The following is an 18,774-nucleotide window of genomic DNA, read 5'->3' on the forward strand; positions in this document are numbered from 1 at the left end:
ACCGCGCCCCGACCTCCGCAGGCGGACCGACCGGGCGAGCCCGAGCGGGCGGCCACAGGGGCCGGATCAGAACAGGGCCGCGCCCTGCTCGAGTTCCAGCAGCAGCCGCTTGTTGTCGGTCCCGGCGGCGAAGCCGGTCAGTGCGCCGTTCGCGCCGAGCACCCGGTGGCACGGGCGGATCACCAGCAGGGGGTTGGCGCCGACCGCGCCGCCGACCGCCCGCACCGCGCGCGGTGACTGCCCGGCCGCGTCGGCCAGCCAGCCGTAGGTGACGGTGGTGCCGTACGGGATGTCGTCGAGCGCGGTCCAGATCCGCTGCCGGAACTCGGTGCCGACCGGGGCGAGCGGAAGGTCGAAGGTGGTCAGCTCCCCCGCGAAATAGGCGGTGAGCTGTTCCACGGCCGGGGCCAGGGCATCCGCGTCCGGTACCCAGCCGTCGGCCGGTTCGGTCTGCGCGCCCTTCTGGCCGGGGGCGGTGACCGCGGTGAGTGCCAGCGGACCGTCGTCCTGGTAGACGCCGCTCAGCAGCAGTTGCCCGAGCGGGCTGTCCATGGTCGTGAACGCCGTTGTCATGCCTTCTCCTCAGTTGTGCTGTTCACGAGTCGTGCTGTCCACGATGGTCACGCCGTTCGGCCCGGCCACCGGGCCGCCGACCTGCCCGGCGATCTGCCCGCCGGCCGACCCGCCGGCCGACCCGGCGTCGGGCTCCACGTCCGGCCCCACGTCCGGCCCGGCCACCGGCCCGGCGGCCGCGACCCAGAGCCGGTGCACGGCGTACGAGCGCCAGGGTGACCAGGCCGGTGCGGCCGCCTGGGCCGCCTTCGGGTCGCCCGGCAGGCCGAGGCGGAGCAGGCCGTGGCGTACGCCCGCGTCCGTCGGCAGGAACACGTCGGGGTCGGCCAGCGCCCGCATCCGCAGGTAGCCGACCGTCCAGGGGCCGATGCCCGGCAGTGCGAGCAGTTCGGCGGCGGCCTGCTCGCGGTCCACCCCGCCGTCGAGCCGGACCGCGCCCTCGGCGAGGGCCGCGCACAGGCCGCGCAGCGCCCGGCGCCGGGATTCCGGCATCGCGAGGTGTTCGGGGGCCGCCTCCGCGAGTGCTCCGGCGGTCGGGAAGAGCAGCCGCAGTCCGCCGCTCGGCTGCGGCAGCGGCTCCCCGTACTGTTCGGTCAGCCGTCCGGCCAGCGTACGGGCGGCCGCGACGGTGATCTGCTGGCCGAGCACGGCCCGGACGGCGAGTTCGTGCGGGTCGACGTGGCCGGGCGAGCGGATGCCGGGGCGGGCCCGGACCAGGGCGCCGAAGGCCGGGTCGGCGCCGAGCTGGCCGTCGACCGTGTCGGGGTCGGCGTCGAGGTCGAACAGCGCCCGGAGCCGGTGCACGGCCGTGGTGAGGTCGCGCAGGTCGGCCAGGACCAGTCGGCAGTCCAGCCAGCCGCGGGTCGGGGGGTCGCCCGGCCGGAGCCCGTCGACCTCGGCGATGCCGTGGCCGTACGGGAGGGCGAGGGTGCGGCGGTAGGTCCGCGCCCCGGGCGCGGCCGCGGGGACGACCTCCTCCACCCCGGGGACGGCGCGCAGCGCCAGGAAGTCGATCAGGTGCGCGCTGTCGAGCGCGCCGCGGTAGGCGAGCCGCAGGCTGATGGTGCCCGGTGTGCCGCCGCCGCGGCGGCCGGCCGCGACCTCGGTGCGCAGGCCGCTCGGGGTGCGGTCGTACACCTCGCGCACGGTGTCGTTGAACTGCCGGACGGAGGCGAAGCCGGCGGCGAACGCGACTTCGGTGACCGGGAGTTCGGTGGTCTGCAGGAGCAGCCGGGCGGTCTGGGCGCGCTGGGCGCGGGCGAGCGCGAGCGGCCCGGCGCCGAGTTCGGCGGTGAGCTGGCGCTGGAGCTGGCGGGCGCTGTAGCCGAGGCGGCCGGCCAGTCCGGCCACGCCTTCGCGGTCGACGATGCCGTCGCCGATCAGGCGCATCGCGCGGCCGACCAGGTCCGCCCGGTGGTTCCACTCGGGCGAGCCCGGGACGGAGTCCGGGCGGCAGCGGCGGCAGGCGCGGTAGCCCGCGCCCTGGGCGGCTGCGGCGGTGGGGTAGAAGGAGCAGTTCACCCGCTTCGGGGTGACCGCCGGGCAGCTCGGCCGGCAGTAGATGCCGGTGGTCCGGACGGCCGTGAAGAACACCCCGTCGAAGCGGGCGTCGCGGCTGTCCACCGCCCGGTACCTGGTCTCGTCGTCGATCACGCTCTCCAGTCTGCGGCATCCGCGGAGCCTCGACCGGCGGGTTTCGGACACGGCGGTCGGGCCGGGGACGACCCCCATCGTGGGAGCGCTCTCAGCCGCTGGACCGACCCGATAGGCTCAGCGGGGAACAGTCCGCGAGAGGAGCACACCGTGGCCGAACTGCCGGAGCAGCAGCCGCCGGGCAGGGTCACCGCCGGGCTCGCGCGACCGACCCTGGAGTCGGTCGCCGAGCGGGCCGGAGTCTCCCGGGCGACCGCCTCGCGGGTGGTCAACGGCGGCGCGGGGGTGCGCGAGGAGCTGCGGGAGAAGGTCCGGCAGGCCGTCGAGGACCTCGGGTACGTGCCCAACCTGGCCGCCCGCACCCTCGTGACCCGGCGCAACCAGGCCGTCGCGGTGGTCGTCGCCGAGCCGGAGAGCCGGATCTTCTCCGATCCGTTCTTCGCCCAGCACCTGCGCGGCATCGGCCGCGAGCTGTCCGCGGCCGACAACCAGATGGTGCTGCTGATGATCGAGGAGCAGCGCGACTACGACCGGGTCGGCCGCTACCTGGCCGGCGGGCACGTCGACGGGGTGCTGCTGTTCTCGCTGCACCACTCCGATCCGCTGCCGCAGATCGCCCGGCGGGTCGGCCTGCCGTTCGTGGTCGGCGGCCGGCCCGGCTGGGCGGGCGCCGAGTCGGACCGGGAGCTGGTGTACGTGGACAGCGACAACCGGGGCGGGGCCCGGCTCGCCGTCCAGCACCTGCGCGAACTCGGCCGCAGCCGGATCGCGACCATCACCGGCCCGCTCGACCAGACCTCGTCGGTCGACCGCCTGGACGGCTACCGCGATCTGCTGCCCGACGGCGACCCCGGGCTGATCGCCGAGGGGGATTTCACGCCGGACGGCGGCGGCCGGGCGATGGCCGAGCTGCTGGCCCGGCGGCCCGACCTGGACGCGGTGTTCGCCGCCTCGGACTCGATGGCCTCGGGCGCGCTGCGGGTGCTCCGGGAGGCCGGCCGCCGGGTGCCGCAGGACGTCGCGGTGGTCGGCTTCGACGACGTGGAGTCGATCGCCGCGTGGACGGAGCCGCCGCTGACCACCGTCCGGCAGGACATCGAGGAGATGGGGCGGCTGATGGCGCGGCTGCTGCTACGGCACCTGTCCGGCGAGGGCGGACCGGCGGTCGGCCGGGGTGCGGCCCCCACTTCGGTGATCACCCCGACCAGGCTGGTGCGGCGCGGTTCGGCCTGAGCAGCGGCAGACCCCCGACAACTTGAACGAAGTGTTCAACATAATCCGTTGACAATGGATCGCGCCCGGAGGAGGGTCGACCCATGACCTCCGACGACCCCTTCGCGCTGCCCGACGCCCATCAGGCGCGGGCCGGGCGCACCGCCGCCGCCCTGTTCCGGATCGCCGAGCGGCACGCCGCCACCGAGGAGCAGCGCCGCCGTCAGGCCAACGCCTACCTGCCCTCCCCGCACGAGGCCGCCAGGCTGGTGTCACTGCTGCTCAGCGGCACCGCGCTGCCCGACGCGGACGAGCCGGAGGTGGACCGGGCCGACATCGTCGCCGCGCTGACCCTGCTGCCGCAGGCCCGCGCCGAGCTGGAGGAGCTCGAGGAGGGGCTGATCACGATGGCCCGCGGCCGCGGGTTCACCTGGCAGGAGGTCGCGTTCGGCCTCGGCCTCGGCACCCCGCAGGCCGCCCGGCAGCGCCACGAACGGCTCTCCGGGCGCACCGGCGAGAGCGGCTAGCCGGCAGCCCTGCGCGCCGTCGCGGTCAGGACACGGGGGCGGCAACCCCTGAGGCCCGCCACCGGTCCGTGCTCGGCGAGGGCCGGGACGGCGCCGGTCCGTCCTGGCCGGTACCGCAGCCCGCAGCAGCCGCCACCGCCAGGACGGCGGCACCCACCGCACGCCGTCCCCTCACACAACCGCCCCCTCGCGCAGCCGCCTCCCCGTACTCACGGCCACCCCGCCGGCGTGGAACGCCCGCCGGGAATATTCGCAGCGCCGCGGGGGTGAACGACCTACCGTCGGACCATGACTGATGATCCGTATGCCGGCTTGCCCAAGTCCGAGTTCGCCTTCCCCGGGCCGCTCCGGGACGCCCTGGTGGCCGCCGTGCTGAACGGCGCCAAGACCAGCACCACTGGCCTGCTGGCCGAGTACCGCAAGCTCGGCGAGGAGTTGCCCGCGCCCGGCGACCGGCAGGCGGTGGTCGACTCGGACGACCGGCCGGTGGCCGTGATCGAGGTGACCGACGTGCGGGTGGTCCCGCTCGGCGAGGTCTCCCTGCAGCACGCCCTGGACGAGGGCGAGGGGTACCGGACGGTGGCGGAGTGGCGGGCGACCCACGAGGGGTTCTGGCGCAGCCCGGAGCTGCTGGAGATCCTGGAGGACCCGGAGTTCACGGTGGACGACTCCACCGAGGTGGTGCTGGAACGCTTCCGGGTGGTCGCGGCGCCGGGCCGCTGAGCAGGGGGAGGCGGCAGCGGGACCACGGGCGGCCGGGCGGTCCCGTGACCGCCCGGCCGCCCTCCACGGCTCCCGCCCGTCAGGTGAACGGGATCCGCAGCACGGAGGCGCTGCCCTGGGCCTGGGTGGCGCCGACCCGCAGCTGCGCCGGGGCGTTGCCGATGGCGGGCCAGACCTCCACCCGGACGGTGCCGTGGTCGAGGGTCCCGAGCGTGCCGGTCGCGGCGGCGAGCCCGGCCGTGGTGCCCGAGTAGCGCTCCCAGCCGGCCACCGGGTCGGTCGCGAAGTAGCGGTAGGTCTCGACGCGTTCGAAGGTGCCGTCACCGGTCAGGTCGTAGGAGACCCTGACCTGCTGGCCGAGGCCGACGGCGGGGCCAGCGTCGAGGTAGAGGTCGAAGTCGGTCACCGCGCCGGGCTTGGGGGTGCCGTTCAGGTTGCGCACCTCGTAGACCTTGGCCTGGTACGGCGTGCCGTCGTGGTTGCCGCCGCCGGCGGACGGCAGCTGGTCCGCGGTGGCACCGCTGCCGTAGGCGGTGGTCAGGGCGCCGCCGGGCTGGAGGTAGAAGGTGCTGCCGGTGGCCGGCGGCACCGACGGCGACGAGGACGGCGACGGCGAGGGTGAGGGTGAGGGCGACGGGGAATCGGACGGCGAGGGGGACGAGGACGGCGAGGGCGACGGGGAACCGGTCGGGCCGCCGGTGCCGCCGTCGGGGGTGGTGCCGCGTTCGCTCGCCGTGGAGCGGGCGGGCACGGTGAGGGTGTAGCCGTCGGAGAAGCGGACGGTGCGCGCCGCGGTGGTGTAGTTGTGCGCCACGTGGGTGCGGGTGGCGCCGTTGGCGAAGACGGCCGCGGTCGGGGTGTCGGCGGTGGTGGCGGGGTCGAGGGTGCCGAGCGTCGCGAGGCCGTAGATCCAGTGGTAGGTGTGGGCCCTGGACTCGCCCTCCTCCGGGGTGTAGCCGGTGTTGCCGGCGTCCCAGGCGGCCTTGGCGGCGGCCGGGTCGGCGAGCGCCTGGAACTCCCAGAGCAGGTCCCGCCAGTCGGTGAACACCCCGCCGTTGCCGGCCTTGAGCTCGGCCAGGTTGGCCCGGATCTCGTCCTGGCGGCGCCCGAGGTAGAGCGAACCGCCGGTGACCGGCAGCACGTTGATGCCGTGGATCATGCCGGGGGCCGCGGTCCACCAGGTGGAGTAGGCGGCGCCGCTGCCCCAGACCATGCCCACGGTGTCGTGGCCGAAGGCGGCCGGGAAGGTGGCGTGGTCGGCGTCGAACCAGTACTGCTCCACCGCGTTGGCCTCGGTGGTGTAGAGGTAGACGCCCAGGTCGCGCAGGGTGGTGTCGCCGGTGGCGGAGCCGTAGAGGATCAGTCCGGAGCTGAAGTTGAGCGACTCCGAGGAGGACTCCTGGTTGTTCCCGGCGGCGAAGCCGGCGTGGCCGGAGGCCCAGCTGTGGCCGGCGTAGACGTCGAAGTTGCGCAGCAGCGGGAAGCGGGTGTCGGTGCGGTCGGCGTTGGCGGCGTCCTTGGCGAGCAGCTTGACCATTCCGCCCCACGCGCTGTCGGCGGCCCAGGCGGAGTCGTACCGGGCGACGGTGGCGGCGGCCTGGATGAAGTAGCCGTAGTGGAAGTGGTGGTCGTTGAGTTCGGCGTCGGTGCCGTAGGAGGCGGGGTAGCCGATCAGGGTCTTCCAGACCGCGTCGTAGGAGAAGCCGGGTGAGCCGGTGCCGCGGAACCAGGTCTGGAGCTTGCCCTTGATCAGCCCGAGCAGCTTGTCCCGGGTCGCGGCGTCGCCCAACTGGTCGGCAATCGGGACGAGTTGGGCGAGCCGGCCGAGCGCCTTGCCGGTCCAGTAGGTGTCGGTGGCGCCGGCGAACGGATCGGCGGCGTCGGCCTCCTGCCGGACCAGGGCGCCCAGTGCGGCGCGGTCGTAGGCACCGGCGTCCGGCAGCGACGGCAGCACGCCGCCCACGCTCTGAACGGTGGTGAAGCCGCTGCCCTCGCGGACCTTCATCGGCCCGCGCGGCGAGACGTAGCCGAGGCCGGTCAGCGGGTCGGTGGCGGCCTGCCACTGGTGCGGGTAGAGGGCGAGCAGGGTGCCCGTGCGGGTGCCCTCCTGCGGGACGGTGGTGACGGTGTAGCCGGTGGTGAGGGTGGCGGCGGCGGCCTGGTAGCTCCAGTCGGCGCGGGTGCCGGTGACGAAGCTGTAGGCGTAGCCGCGGTAGAGGTCCAGGTCGGCGGGGGTGGGCAGGACGGCGACCGAGTAGTAGTCCTTGGACCCGAGGGCCGCGCTGAGGGTGGTGCCGTTGACGTTCCAGGTGGTGCCGGTGGGTGCGAACAGGCCGTAGTGGTGGCCGGCCACCGTGATGCCGAGGACGTTGCCCTGGCTGGCGAAGACGGTCGGGGTCCCGGCCGTGGTGACCTGCGCCGCGCCGCCGGTGGCGTGGGCGTAGACGTACGGCAGGCCGTGGCCGATGGTGGCGCTGAAGGTGTGCGCGCCGTCCGCCCAGTACGGGGTGACGGTCCAGTCGCTCCAGCCGTCGACCTTGGTGTCCGGGGAGTTGAGGCCGGCCACGCCCAGGGTGAGGTCCCGGGTGTGGGTGTAGTCGTACTGGCGGCCGTCGGGCGTGATGGTCGGCACGGTGGGGTAGCCGACCTCCAGGCCGGCCGCCACCGCCTTGTAGGTGAGCGGGTGGCCGTACATGTTCTCCGAGTACGGGTTGCCCGCGTAGCGCTGGTAGACCAGCGAGGACCACCAGTCGTTGGTCGGGACGGCCTGGCCGGCCATCCGGGCGGTGACCTTGGGGGTGACGGGCGCGCCGTCGGAGTTGCCGGGGCCGGGCGCGCCGGCCGGGCGGCTGTCGCTGTAGCCGCCGAGGCCGACCGGGACGGTCGCGGCGGCGGCGCTGCCGGCGCCGACGGTCGAGGCCAGCGCGGCCGCGGCGGCGAGGGCGAGCGCCACCACGGCGGCTGCCGGGCGGCGCGCGGATCTGAGCTTCATGGGTCCACCTCGGGTGGGGGGCGGTGGGTGAGAGCGCTCTCAGCGGTGGGGACGCTAGAGCCGCCGCCCGGCACTGTCAACGCTCCTGACGGGACTCGCGCTTCCAAGGCGTGAAGACGCCACACCGTCAACCCGCGAGATTACGTTCAGGTTTCGGAGGCTTGACGGGCCGGTCCGGCGCCGGGCACTCTCCTGGCATCACCTGAGAGCGCTCTCAGACTTCTCTCCGCACCCCAGCTCCGCACCCCTGCTCCGGCACCCCAACTCCCCACCCCAGCACCGGCATCCCTGCTCCGGCACCCCGCCACCCACGACCTGCTGCGCCAGGAGGCACCCCCATGCGCCCGTTCAGAGTCCGTCGCACCACCACCGCCCTCGGATCCACCGTGCTCGCCGCCACCCTGCTGCTCACCGGCTGCGGCTCCGGCGGCTCGGGCTCCGCGGACTCGGCCGGCGGCCCGATCACCCTCACGGTGGACCTCTTCGGCACCTTCGGGTTCAAGGAGAGCGGCCTCTACGACGAGTACATGCAGCTGCACCCCGGCATCACCGTCAAGCAGACCGACACCCAGGACGAGGCCCAGTACTGGCAGGCGCTGCAGACCAAGCTGGCCGGCGGCGGCGGGCTGGCCGACGTCCAGGGTCTGGAGGTCGGCCGGGTGGCCAGCGTGGTGCAGAAGCAGGCCGACAAGTTCACCGATCTGAAGACCCTCGGGCTCGGCGGCGTCAACGACGACCTGGTGCCGTGGAAGGGCGCCGCCGTGAAGACCGCCGACGGACGGGTGCTGGGCGCCGGCACCGACATCGGCCCGGAGGCGATCTGCTACCGCACCGACCTGTTCAAGGCCGCCGGGCTGCCCACCGACCGCACCGAGCTGGCCGCCAAGTGGTCCACCTGGCAGGGCTACCTGGACCTGGGCAAGCAGTACGCCGCCAAGGCGGAGGCCGGCAACGCCTGGACCGACAGCGCCGCCGGGATGTTCACCGCCGAGGTCGGCCAGCAGAAGGTCCGGTACGCGGACGAGGGCGGCAAGCCGGTCTACGACAGCAGCCCCGCCGTGAAGACCGCCTGGGCGGACGCCACCCGACTGGTCGCGGACGGGCTGTCCGCCAAGCTGCCGCAGTGGACCCCGGAGTGGAACAAGGCCTTCACCACCGGCAAGTTCGCCACCCTGAGCTGCCCGGCCTGGATGATCGGCTACATCAAGGGCCAGGCCGCGGACGCCGGTTCCGGCAAGTGGGACATCGCGCCCGGCCCCGGGAAGACCGGCAACTGGGGCGGCTCGTACCTGACCGTGCCGAAGACCGCCAAGCACCCCAAGGAGGCGGCCGAGCTGATCAAGTGGCTCACCGCCAAGGAGCAGCAGGCCAAGCTCTTCACCAAGCAGGGTTCCTTCCCGTCCAGCACCGGCGCGCAGGCCGCCATCAAGGACACCACCGACCCCTACTTCAACAACGCGCCGATCGGCCTGATCTTCAGCGAGTCCGCCGCCAACATGCCCGCGCAGGTGCTCGGCACCGACGACGGCGTGATCACCAAGGCGTTCACCGACGCGCTCGGCGAGGTGGAGCGCACCGCGACCGCGCCGCAGACCGCCTGGCAGCACGCCCTGGACAACATCAAGAAGGCCAACGGCAGCTGACGCCAGGCCGGTTCACCGCTCCCGGCCGGGTCCCCGACACCGGACCCGGCCGGAGCCCCGTCGAAGGACCCAACCCCATGGCCGTCCCCACCTCCGCCAGGCTGCCCGCCGCGGTCACCGCCCCCCGGCCCCGCCGGACCGGGCGGCTGGCCCCGTACGGCTTCGTCGCGCCGTTCTTCACCCTGTTCGCCGCCTTCGGGCTGTTCCCGCTGCTCTACACCGCCTACGTCTCGCTGCACCGGGTCGAGTTGCAGACCGCCGACCGGATGGACTGGCTCGGGCTGCAGAACTACACCCGGCTGCTCGAGGACCCGTTCTTCTGGAACGCGCTGCGCAACACCTTCACCATCGGCGTGCTGTCCACCGTCCCGCAGCTGCTGATGGCGCTGGGCCTGGCGCACCTGCTCAACTACCGGCTGCGCGGGCGGACCTTCTTCCGGGTCGCGATGCTGATGCCGTACGCCACCTCGGTGGCCGCCGCCACCCTGGTCTTCGCCCAGCTGTTCGGCCGCGACTACGGGCTGATCAACTGGCTGCTCGGCAGCGCCGGGCTGCACCCGGTCGACTGGCAGGCCTCCACCTGGGCCTCGCAGCTCGGCGTCTCGACGATCGTCACCTGGCGCTGGACGGGCTACAACGCGCTGATCTACCTGGCCGGGATGCAGGCCATCCCCGGCGAGCTGTACGAGTCGGCGGCCGTCGACGGCGCCTCCCGCTGGCAGCAGTTCCGGCACATCACGGTGCCCGGGCTGCGGCCGACCATCGTCTTCACGGTGGTGGTCTCCACCATCGGCGCCACCCAGCTGTTCGGCGAGCCGCTGCTGTACGAGGGCAACGCGGGCGGCGGCATCTCGCACCAGTACCAGACCCTCGGCCTGTACCTGTACGAGCAGGGCTGGTCCTTCTTCCACCTGGGCCGGGCCGCGGCGGTGGCCTGGGTGATGTTCCTGCTGATCGTGGTGCTGGCCCTGGTCAACGCGGCCGTGGCCGCCCGGCGCAACCGTACGGACCGGTGATCGTGATGAAGCTCGCCAGGCGTTCCCCGCTCCAGGGCGGCCCGCTGGCCTACGCGGTGCTGGCCGTCGCCACCCTGCTGGCGGTGTTCCCGTTCTACTGGACGCTGGTCGCGGCCAGCCGCTCCAACGCCGAACTCAGCGCCCCGACCCCGGCGCTGACCCCCGGCCCGCACCTCTTCCACAACATCGGCGAGGCGCTGGCGCAGGCCGACATCGGCGGCGCCCTGCTCAACTCGCTGGTGGTGTCCTCGGTGGTGACCGCGGGCGTGGTGCTCTCCTCGACGCTGGCCGGGTTCGCCTTCGCCAAGCTGCGCTTCCGCGGGCGCGGTCTGCTGCTCGCGGTCACCGTCGGCACCATGATGATCCCGCCGCAGCTCGGGGTGATCCCGCTGTTCATGGTGATCGTCCGGCTCGACCTGCAGAACAAGCTGCCGGCCGTGATCCTGCCCTCGCTGGTCTCCGCGTTCGGGGTGTTCTTCATGCGGCAGTTCCTGCTGCAGGCGCTGCCGGACGAGCTGATCGAGGCCGGGCGGACGGACGGCGCCTCGGCGCTGCGGATCTTCGTGTCGATCGTGCTGCCGGTGGCCCGCCCGGGGATGGCCGTGCTCGGGATGCTGACCTTCATGGCCACCTGGAACGACTTCTTCTGGCCGATCGTGGCGCTGAGCTCGCAGAACCCCACCGTGCAGGTCGCCCTCAAGTCGCTCGGCCAGGGCTACGTGCCCGACCAGTCGATCGTGATGGCCGGCACCCTGCTCGGCACCCTGCCCGTCCTGGTGGTCTTCGCACTGCTCGGCCGCCAGATCGTCGGCGGCATCATGCAGGGAGCCGTCAAGGGATGAACCCCCGACCCACACCCCCGGAAGGTGAGATGACCGTCGACGTACTGCCCTCCCCGGTCCGCGCCGGCGGCTTCCCGGCCGGCTTCGTCTGGGGCGCGGCCACCGCCGCGTACCAGATCGAGGGCGCGGCCGCCCTGGACGGCCGGACCCCGTCCGTCTGGGACACCTTCAGCCGGACCGCCGGCAAGGTCCGCAACGGCGACACCGGCGACATCGCCGCCGACCACTACCACCGGTACCGCGAGGACGTCGCCCTGATGGCCGGACTGGGCCTCGGCGCCTACCGGTTCTCGCTCGCCTGGCCCCGGATCCGCCCCGGCGGCCGCGGCCCGGCCAACCCGGCCGGCCTGGACTTCTACGACCGCCTGGTGGACGAGCTGCTGGCCCACGGCATCGCCCCGGTCGCCACCCTCTACCACTGGGACCTCCCGCAGGAGCTGGAGGACGACGGCGGCTGGACCAACCGCGACACCGCGTACCGCTTCGCCGAGTACGCCGCCCTCGCCGCCGGGCGGCTCGGCGACCGGATCGCCACCTGGACCACCCTCAACGAGCCCTGGTGCAGCGCCTTCCTCGGCTACGGCTCCGGGGTGCACGCCCCCGGCCGGACCGACCCGGTGGCGGCCCTGACCGCCCACCACCACCTGCTGCTTGCGCACGGCCTGGGCACCGCCGCGCTGCGCGACGCGCTGCCCGCCGGCGCCGAGGTCTCGCTCACCCTCAACCTGGCCGCGGTGCGCCCGCTCACCACCGGCCCGGCCGACCTGGACGCGGCCCGCCGGATCGACGGCCTGGCCAACCGGATCTTCCTCGACCCGGTGTTCCACGGCCGCTACCCCGCCGACGTGCTCGCCGACACCGCGCACCTGACCGACTGGTCCTTCGTCCGGGCCGGCGACCTGGCCGAGATCTCCCGCCCGATCGACTCGCTGGGCATCAACTACTACACCCCGACCGTGGTCGCCGCCGACGACCCCGCCGACCCGGCGCCCCGCCAGGACGGCCACGCCGGTGAGCTGTCGCCGTGGCCGGCCGACGAGGGCGTGCGCTTCCTGCCCGCCGAGGGCAGCCGCACCGCGATGGGCTGGCCGGTCGACGCGGACGGCCTGTACGAGCTGCTCACCCGGCTGCGCGACGACCTGCCGGGCCTGCCGCTGCTGGTCACCGAGAACGGCGCCGCCTACGAGGACTACACCGACCCGAGCGGCGCGGTGCACGACCCCGAGCGGGTCGCCTACCTGCACGGCCATCTGGCGGCGGTGCGCCGCGCGGTGGCGGACGGCGCGCCGGTGCGCGGGTACTTCCTGTGGTCGCTGCTGGACAACTTCGAGTGGGCGTACGGCTACAGCAAGCGGTTCGGCATCGTGCACGTGGACTTCGCCAGCCAGCGGCGCACCCCCAAGGACAGCGCCCGCTGGTACGCGGAGGTGATCCGCACCGGCGAGCTGCCGCACTGACCGGCCGCGCCGGGCCGGCCGCGCCGATCGGCCGGCCGGACCGGCCGGCGGCGGGGGAGCCCCCAGCCCCCCCCGACAAGGAGGAACCCCCGGTGAGTGGGGTGATTGCCCGCCAGGACTGCCCGAGGGTGGTCCCCCCCCGGGCCTTCACGTCGGGGTCGCCCCCGCGGTGCGGTGGTGCGGTGGCGCGGTGGTTCAGCGGTGCCTGGTCGGGCTGTTCGGCCCGCGCATCGACTTGGTGATGGCCTTCCACTTCTGCAGCTGCGCCTTGCGCAGCCGCGCGTCGGTGCGCGAGGCGATCCAGGCGCTCTCGCGCTGGAGCTTGCGGTAGCTCTCCATCCGGCGGTGCGCCAGGGTGCCGTCCTCCAGCGCGGCCAGCACCGCGCAGCCCGGCTCGCTGTGGTGGCCGCAGTCGTCGAAGCGGCACCGTGCGGCGAGCTCCTCGATCTCGGCGAAGGCCTGGCCGAGGCCCTCGCCGCCGTACAGGCCGACCTCGCGCAGGCCCGGGGTGTCGATGACCAGTCCGCCGCCGGGCAGCGGGATCAGCTCGCGGGTGGTGGTGGTGTGCCGGCCCTTGCCGTCGCTGTCGCGGGTCTGCTGGACGGTCATCACGTCCCGGCCCGCGAGGGCGTTGGTGAGGGTGGACTTTCCGGCGCCGGACTGCCCGATCAGGGCGCTGGAGCCGGGTGCGCAGGCCCGCAGCACGTCGATGTTCTCGCCGGTCTCCGCACTGACCGCGAGGACGGTGACGCCGGGGGCGATGCCCTCGACGTCGGCCCGGATGTGGTCGGCGTCGTCGACCAGGTCGCACTTGGTGAGGACGACCACCGGCTCCGCGCCGGACTCCCAGGCCAGGGCCAGGAAGCGTTCGATCCGGCCGAGGTCGGGGTCGAGCGCCAGCGACACGGCGATCAGCACGGTGTCGATGTTGGCGGCCAGCACCTGGCCGTCGGAGCGGCCGCCGGAGGCCTTGCGGACGATCGCGGTGGAGCGCGTCAGCAGGGCGGAGACGGTGGGCAGCGGGGTGGCGGCGAGGTCGACCGCGGCCCAGTCGCCGGTGCACGGGCTGTCCACCGGGTCGGGGCCGGCGACCGGCCGGGTGTCGGCGCGGACGGTGCGCAGTTCGCCGGTGTCGGGGTCGGCCAGCAGGACGTCGCAGCGTCCGCGGTCGATCCGGGCGATCCGCGCGGGGGTGAGGCCCGCCTCGGCGAGGGGGGCGAATTCGGCGGCCCGGCTCTCGTTCCAGCCGAAGCCGGAGAGCGGGTGGGCAGCGTCGATGAGGTTCAACTGGGGGACCCTTCGAGGGTGCGGCCCCGGCTGCGCGCACGGCGCGTCGGCGCACCGGTGGTGCGCGGTGGAACAGGGGGATCGGAGTCAGCCGGAGACCACGGGGGTGGGAACAGTGGGCTTCTGGGCGCACGCGGCGCTCACCGCAACGACGGCCATCACGGTCCTCACCTCCTGGTTCGTACGACGGCTGACGGGGCCCCGCGAGGGGGCCGGTCCGGATGTCCCCGACCGTAGCCCACCGGCCCGGCGGGCCACCACCGGTTTTCCGCGGGCGGCTACCGGCCGTCCCAGGAGCCCGGGAAGGGGGCGTCGGGAGGGTGCTGCGGCCAGTCGGGCCGGTCGCTGTCCGGCGGCGGCGGGGGCGTCCGGCGGGGTCCGGAGCCGCCGAGCCGGCCGCGGAGGTTGTGCGGGGGCAGGACGGCGGCCCACCGTTCGGGGTACTCGGAGGGCGGCAGGCCGTCGTCGTCCTCGTCGAGCTCCTCGTCGACGCCGTCGCCGAGGCCCAGTTCGCGGGCGCGTTCGGCGCGTTCGGCGGCGCGCCGGGCGGCCACCTCGCGGACCAGGGTGGCGGCCGCCTCCTCGCTGGCGCGCTCGTTCTCGGCGCGGGCGTCGGCGGTCTGCACGGTGGGCCAGCGGCGGTCCAGGGCGGCGTTCATGGCCGCGCCGATCAGGACGGCGAGAGCGACCACGCCGATCCACAGCAGGACGGCGACGGGCGCGGCCAGCGAGCCGTACACCGAGGGGCCGTCGGCCGAGCTGCCCTCGATCGAGCTGACCAGGTAGAGCCGCAGCAGCACGCTGCAGACGACCAGCACCACCAGGGCCACCAGGGCGCCGGGGATGTCCTCGCGCCACGGCGTGCTGACCGGCACCGCCACGTGGTAGAGGGTGGTCAGGAAGACGATCAGCAGCAGGATCATGGCGGGCCAGTAGAGCGCGTTGACCAGCGCCGCCGAGTCCGGCACGGCGTTGATCACCAGACCGGGTCCGGCCACCAGCAGCGGGAGCACCAGGGAGCCGATCGCCAGGGCGCCGAGGTAGAGGCCGAGGGACATCAGACGGGTCTTGACGATGCCGCGCTTGCCGTCGAGGCCGTACATCACGGTGATGGTGTCGATGAAGATGTAGAGCGCCCGCGAGCCGGACCACAGCGAGAGCAGGAAGCCGATCGAGATCAGGTCGGGGCGGCCGCTGTCGAAGACCTTGCTGAGCAGTGGCTGGACGATCTGCTCGACCGAGCTCGGTGAGAGCACCGTCCCAGTGGCTGAGACGATGTCGTCCTTCAGCTTGTCGATGGTGCCGGCGCCCAGGATGTCGTCCAGGTAGCCGAGGGTGCCGGCCAGGCAGAGCAGCAGCGGCGGGATGGAGAGCAGGGTGAAGAACGCCGCCTCCGCAGCGAGTCCGGTGACCCGGTACTCGACGCAGGTGTTGGTGGTGTCCTTGACCAGCCCCCAGATGGTCCGGCGCCAGGTGTTCTGCTTCGCCGCACGTCGGCGGCCGCCCCGGCGGCGGGCCGGGCGCTCGGCGGACTGGCCGGGGGTGTCCTGCGAGGTGTTGCCTGCTGCTTGCACGCCCCCTACGGTATCGGCCCGCACCCCCCTGCCGACGAGGCCCACCGGGGTGCCGCCGCAGCCGCCCCGCGGGCGGTCGGCGGGCCGGCTCCGCGGCCGCCGCGGCTCGGCTCCGCCGGGCGGGCGGACCGGCCGGACCCGGCCCGGCATCTCACCCTCCGAAACCATTGCGTCCAGAATGCGGACGATGGTGGACCGGGGGTCGTGCGCCATGCGAATCTCTTGCCATGCCGAGCGCCGGAACCACCCTAGTAGGTCGACTCCACGTCGATCTCCTTCGCGTGTCCAGCGCCATCTGTCCGGTGACCTGAGCCCCACCCCGCTGCCACCACCGCACCCGGCGCAACCCTCCGCCATCCCGCTCAGCGGATGCGCGGGCGCCCTCGGGCACCAGGTCACCGCTCATCGACTCCCTGCCGTCCCCCCGTCGGGAACGCGCAGGTGGGAGCGGGCCGCGCCCGGGACGCCAGCGCCCCGAACCACGCCAGCCGATAGAGGACGACACCATGGCCCCCACTCCCGAACCGGTCGAGCCCCAGGTCGACAGCGCCGCCGCGCGCCGTCCCGCCGCCGCCCGCAAGGTGACCCGCCACCGCGGCGAGGGCCAGTGGGGCATGGGGCACTTCACCCCGCTCAACCCGAACGAGCAGTTCAAGAAGGACGACGACGGTCTCAACGTGCGGACACGCATTGAGACGATCTACGCCCAGCGCGGCTTCGACTCGATCGACCCGGCCGACCTGCGCGGCCGGATGCGCTGGTGGGGGCTGTACACCCAGCGCAAGGAGGGCATCGACGGCGGCAAGACCGCGATCCTCGAGCCCCACGAGCTGGACGCCGAGTACTTCATGCTCCGGGTCCGGATCGACGGCGGCCGCCTGACGGTGGCCCAGCTGAAGGCCATCGCCGAGGTCTCCCAGCAGTACGGCCGGAACACCGCCGACCTGACCGACCGCCAGAACGTCCAGTACCACTGGATCCGGATCGAGGACATGCCCGCGATCTGGCAGAAGCTGGAGGGCGTCGGCCTGTCCACCACCGAGGCCTGCGGCGACACCCCGCGCGTCATCCTCGGCTCCCCGGTGGCCGGCATCGCCGAGGACGAGATCATCGACGGCACCCCCGCCATCGACGAGATCCAGCGCCGCTTCATCGGAAACCCCGACTTCTCCAACCTGCCGCGCAAGTTCAAGTCGGCCGTCTCCGGCTCGCCGCTGCTGGACGTCGCCCACGAGATCAACGACATCGCCTTCGTCGGCGTGGTCCACCCGGAGCACGGCCCCGGCTTCGACCTGTGGGTCGGCGGCGGCCTGTCCACCAACCCCAAGCTCGGCGTCCGGCTGGGCGCCTGGGTCCCGCTGGAGGAGGTCGCGGACGTCTACGGCGGCGTCATCGGCATCTTCCGCGACTACGGCTACCGCCGGCTGCGCAACCGCGCCCGGCTCAAGTTCCTGGTCGCCGACTGGGGCGTGGAGAAGTTCCGCCAGGTGCTGCAGGACGAGTACCTCAAGTACGACCTGATCGACGGCCCCGCGCCGAAGGAGCCCAGCGGCACCTGGCGCGACCACGTCGGCGTGCACCGCCAGAAGGACGGCAAGTTCTACGTCGGCTTCGCGCCGCGGGTCGGCCGGGTCGACGGCGAACTGCTCGGCAAGGTCGCCGACCTGGCCGCCGCCCACGGCAGCGACCGCCTGCGCACCACCGCCGAGCAGAAGATGCTGGTCCTGGACATCGCCGAGGACCGGGTCGACTCGCTGGTGGCCGGGCTGGAGGCGCTGGACCTGCGGGTCACCCCCTCCCCGTTCCGCCGCGGCACGATGGCCTGCACCGGCATCGAGTACTGCAAGCTCGCCATCGTCGAGACCAAGGAGCGCGGCCGCACCCTGATCGACGAACTGGAGCGCCGCCTTCCGGAGTTCAGCGAGCCGCTGACCATCAACATCAACGGCTGCCCGAACGCCTGCGCCCGCATCCAGGTCGCGGACATCGGTCTCAAGGGCCAGCTGGTCACCGACGAGAACGGCGACCAGGTCGAGGGCTACCAGGTGCACCTCGGCGGCGCGCTGGGCCTGGAGGCCGGCTTCGGCCGCAAGGTCCGCGGCCTCAAGGTCACCAAGGACGGCCTGCCGGACTACGTCGAGCGCGTGCTGACCCGCTTCCAGGCGGAGCGTAAGGACGGCGAGCGGTTCGCCCAGTGGACCGCCCGGGCCGACGAGGAGGCCCTGTCATGAGTGAGCGAGCGGCGCCGTTCTTCTGCCCGTACTGCGGGGACGAGGACCTGCGTCCGTCCGAGGCCGGACACGGCACCTGGGAGTGCCACGCCTGCCGCCGGGCGTTCCAGCTGAAGTTCCTCGGCCTGCTGTCACCGTCGAACGGGGGGAATCGGGATGAGCACCGCGACTGACCTGGAGGCGCTGGCCACCGCGGCCGGCCGCGACCTGGAGGAGGCGTCCGCCCAGGACGTGCTGCGCTGGGCCGCCGAGAACTTCGGCAAGCGGTTCTGCGTCACCTCCTCGATGGAGGACGCGGTCGTCGCCCACCTCGCCTCCTCGGTCCTGCCCGGCGTGGACGTGGTGTTCCTGGACACCGGCTACCACTTCGCCGAGACCATCGGCACCCGGGACGCGGTGGCGGCGGTGATGCCGGTCAACGTCATCACCCTCACCCCGAAGCTGACCGTGGCCGAGCAGGACGCCGAGTACGGGCCGAACCTGCACGACCGCGACCCCGACCTGTGCTGCGCACTGCGCAAGGTCGAGCCGCTCAACCGCGGTCTCGGCGGGTACGACGCCTGGGCGACGGGCCTGCGCCGCGACGAGTCCCCCAGCCGGGCGAACACCCCGGTGGTCGCCTGGGACCCCAAGCGCCGCAAGGTCAAGATCGCCCCGATCGCCCGCTGGACCCAGGACGACGTGGACGCCTACGTCGCCGCCAACGGCGTGCTGCTCAACCCGCTGCTGTGGGAGGGCTACACCTCGATCGGCTGCTCGCCGCTGTCCTGCACCGCCAAGCCCGGCGAGGGCGAGCAGGGCCGGGCCGGCCGCTGGGCCGGCTCGGGCAAGACCGAGTGCGGCATCCACCTCTGAACCCGAACCACCACCACCTACGTACTGGAGACCGAACCGTGACGACAGCCGACACCCTGGCCGCCGGGGGCCCCGCAGCGGCGGCCGCCCCGGCTGCCGGCTGCGAGCGCGGCGCCACCGTGTGGCTGACCGGGCTGCCCAGCGCCGGCAAGACCACCCTCGCCCTCGCGCTGGCCGAGCGGCTGCGCG

At 73.6% G+C, this 18,774-nt stretch carries 17 protein-coding genes; 12 read left to right on the forward strand and 5 right to left on the reverse strand.

Annotated elements, in window-relative coordinates:
* Positions 1-66 precede the first annotated feature (66 nt).
* Positions 67-573, reverse strand: a complete 507-nt coding sequence (locus tag AC2TEW_RS09925; RefSeq protein ID WP_484622985.1) for a methylated-DNA--[protein]-cysteine S-methyltransferase — start codon at positions 571-573, stop codon at positions 67-69.
* 9 nt (positions 574-582) lie between these two features.
* Positions 583-2,226, reverse strand: coding sequence for an AlkA N-terminal domain-containing protein (locus tag AC2TEW_RS09930; protein ID WP_484622986.1), 1,644 nt, complete (start codon positions 2,224-2,226; stop codon positions 583-585).
* Between the two features lie 159 nt (positions 2,227-2,385).
* On the opposite strand from AC2TEW_RS09930, the gene AC2TEW_RS09935 reads away from it, so the two are divergent.
* The 3 genes from AC2TEW_RS09935 to AC2TEW_RS09945 all read left to right on the forward strand — a co-directional run bounded on the left by AC2TEW_RS09935 (position 2,386) and on the right by AC2TEW_RS09945 (position 4,688).
* Positions 2,386-3,459 carry a LacI family DNA-binding transcriptional regulator gene (locus tag AC2TEW_RS09935; protein WP_484623018.1) on the forward strand — a complete coding sequence of 358 codons (1,074 nt, stop codon included), beginning with the start codon at positions 2,386-2,388 and terminating at the stop codon, positions 3,457-3,459.
* A gap of 83 nt (positions 3,460-3,542) precedes the next feature.
* Entirely contained in the window at positions 3,543-3,965 is a 423-nt protein-coding gene (locus tag AC2TEW_RS09940) for a DNA-binding protein (RefSeq protein WP_484622987.1), read from the forward strand.
* A 288-nt stretch (positions 3,966-4,253) separates the two neighbouring features.
* The gene (locus AC2TEW_RS09945) at positions 4,254-4,688 is read left to right on the forward strand and encodes an ASCH domain-containing protein (RefSeq protein ID WP_484622988.1); all 435 of its coding nucleotides are present in this window, start codon (positions 4,254-4,256) and stop codon (positions 4,686-4,688) included.
* A 79-nt stretch (positions 4,689-4,767) separates the two neighbouring features.
* Here the strand turns inward: AC2TEW_RS09945 and AC2TEW_RS09950 are convergent, their stop codons facing one another.
* Positions 4,768-7,680 (reverse strand): glycosyl hydrolase, encoded by a 2,913-nt coding sequence (locus tag AC2TEW_RS09950; protein WP_484622989.1) that lies wholly within the window; start codon positions 7,678-7,680, stop codon positions 4,768-4,770.
* 338 nt (positions 7,681-8,018) lie between these two features.
* On the opposite strand from AC2TEW_RS09950, the gene AC2TEW_RS09955 reads away from it, so the two are divergent.
* The 4 genes from AC2TEW_RS09955 (at position 8,019) to AC2TEW_RS09970 (ending at position 12,638) form a co-directional block, all read left to right on the forward strand.
* Positions 8,019-9,323, forward strand: a complete 1,305-nt coding sequence (locus AC2TEW_RS09955) for an ABC transporter substrate-binding protein (protein WP_484622990.1) — start codon at positions 8,019-8,021, stop codon at positions 9,321-9,323.
* 77 nt (positions 9,324-9,400) lie between these two features.
* A complete protein-coding gene (locus AC2TEW_RS09960) occupies positions 9,401-10,339 on the forward strand; it encodes a carbohydrate ABC transporter permease (protein WP_484622991.1) in 939 nt (312 codons plus the stop codon).
* A 5-nt stretch (positions 10,340-10,344) separates the two neighbouring features.
* A complete protein-coding gene (locus AC2TEW_RS09965) occupies positions 10,345-11,181 on the forward strand; it encodes a carbohydrate ABC transporter permease (RefSeq protein WP_484623019.1) in 837 nt (278 codons plus the stop codon).
* 29 nt (positions 11,182-11,210) lie between these two features.
* Entirely contained in the window at positions 11,211-12,638 is a 1,428-nt protein-coding gene (locus AC2TEW_RS09970; protein WP_484622992.1) for a GH1 family beta-glucosidase, read from the forward strand.
* A gap of 195 nt (positions 12,639-12,833) precedes the next feature.
* Here the strand turns inward: AC2TEW_RS09970 and rsgA are convergent, their stop codons facing one another.
* Positions 12,834-13,925: a ribosome small subunit-dependent GTPase A gene (rsgA, locus tag AC2TEW_RS09975; RefSeq protein ID WP_484622993.1), complete on the reverse strand. Its 1,092-nt coding sequence runs from the start codon at positions 13,923-13,925 to the stop codon at positions 12,834-12,836.
* 278 nt (positions 13,926-14,203) lie between these two features.
* Complete coding sequence (locus AC2TEW_RS09980; RefSeq protein WP_484622994.1) at positions 14,204-15,499, reverse strand: YihY/virulence factor BrkB family protein; 1,296 nt, start codon at positions 15,497-15,499, stop codon at positions 14,204-14,206.
* A gap of 227 nt (positions 15,500-15,726) precedes the next feature.
* Between AC2TEW_RS09980 and AC2TEW_RS09985 the strand changes: the two genes are divergently transcribed.
* From AC2TEW_RS09985 to AC2TEW_RS10005, 5 genes are all read left to right on the forward strand, one after another.
* Positions 15,727-15,810 carry a putative leader peptide gene (locus AC2TEW_RS09985; protein WP_310593185.1) on the forward strand — a complete coding sequence of 28 codons (84 nt, stop codon included), beginning with the start codon at positions 15,727-15,729 and terminating at the stop codon, positions 15,808-15,810.
* Between the two features lie 195 nt (positions 15,811-16,005).
* Positions 16,006-17,730, forward strand: a complete 1,725-nt coding sequence (locus AC2TEW_RS09990) for a nitrite/sulfite reductase (protein ID WP_484622995.1) — start codon at positions 16,006-16,008, stop codon at positions 17,728-17,730.
* On the forward strand, positions 17,727-17,903 hold the full coding sequence (locus AC2TEW_RS09995; protein ID WP_484622996.1) for a hypothetical protein: 177 nt from the start codon (positions 17,727-17,729) through the stop codon (positions 17,901-17,903). The genes AC2TEW_RS09990 and AC2TEW_RS09995 overlap by 4 nt, the downstream gene beginning before the upstream one ends.
* Complete coding sequence (locus tag AC2TEW_RS10000; RefSeq protein ID WP_484622997.1) at positions 17,887-18,585, forward strand: phosphoadenylyl-sulfate reductase; 699 nt, start codon at positions 17,887-17,889, stop codon at positions 18,583-18,585. Before AC2TEW_RS09995 ends, AC2TEW_RS10000 begins: the two co-directional genes overlap by 17 nt.
* A gap of 56 nt (positions 18,586-18,641) precedes the next feature.
* On the forward strand, positions 18,642-18,774 hold a 133-nt coding region (locus AC2TEW_RS10005), incomplete at its 3' end, for an adenylyl-sulfate kinase (protein ID WP_484623020.1).

The organism is Kitasatospora sp. NEAU-CNBT7 (assembly GCF_057220535.1).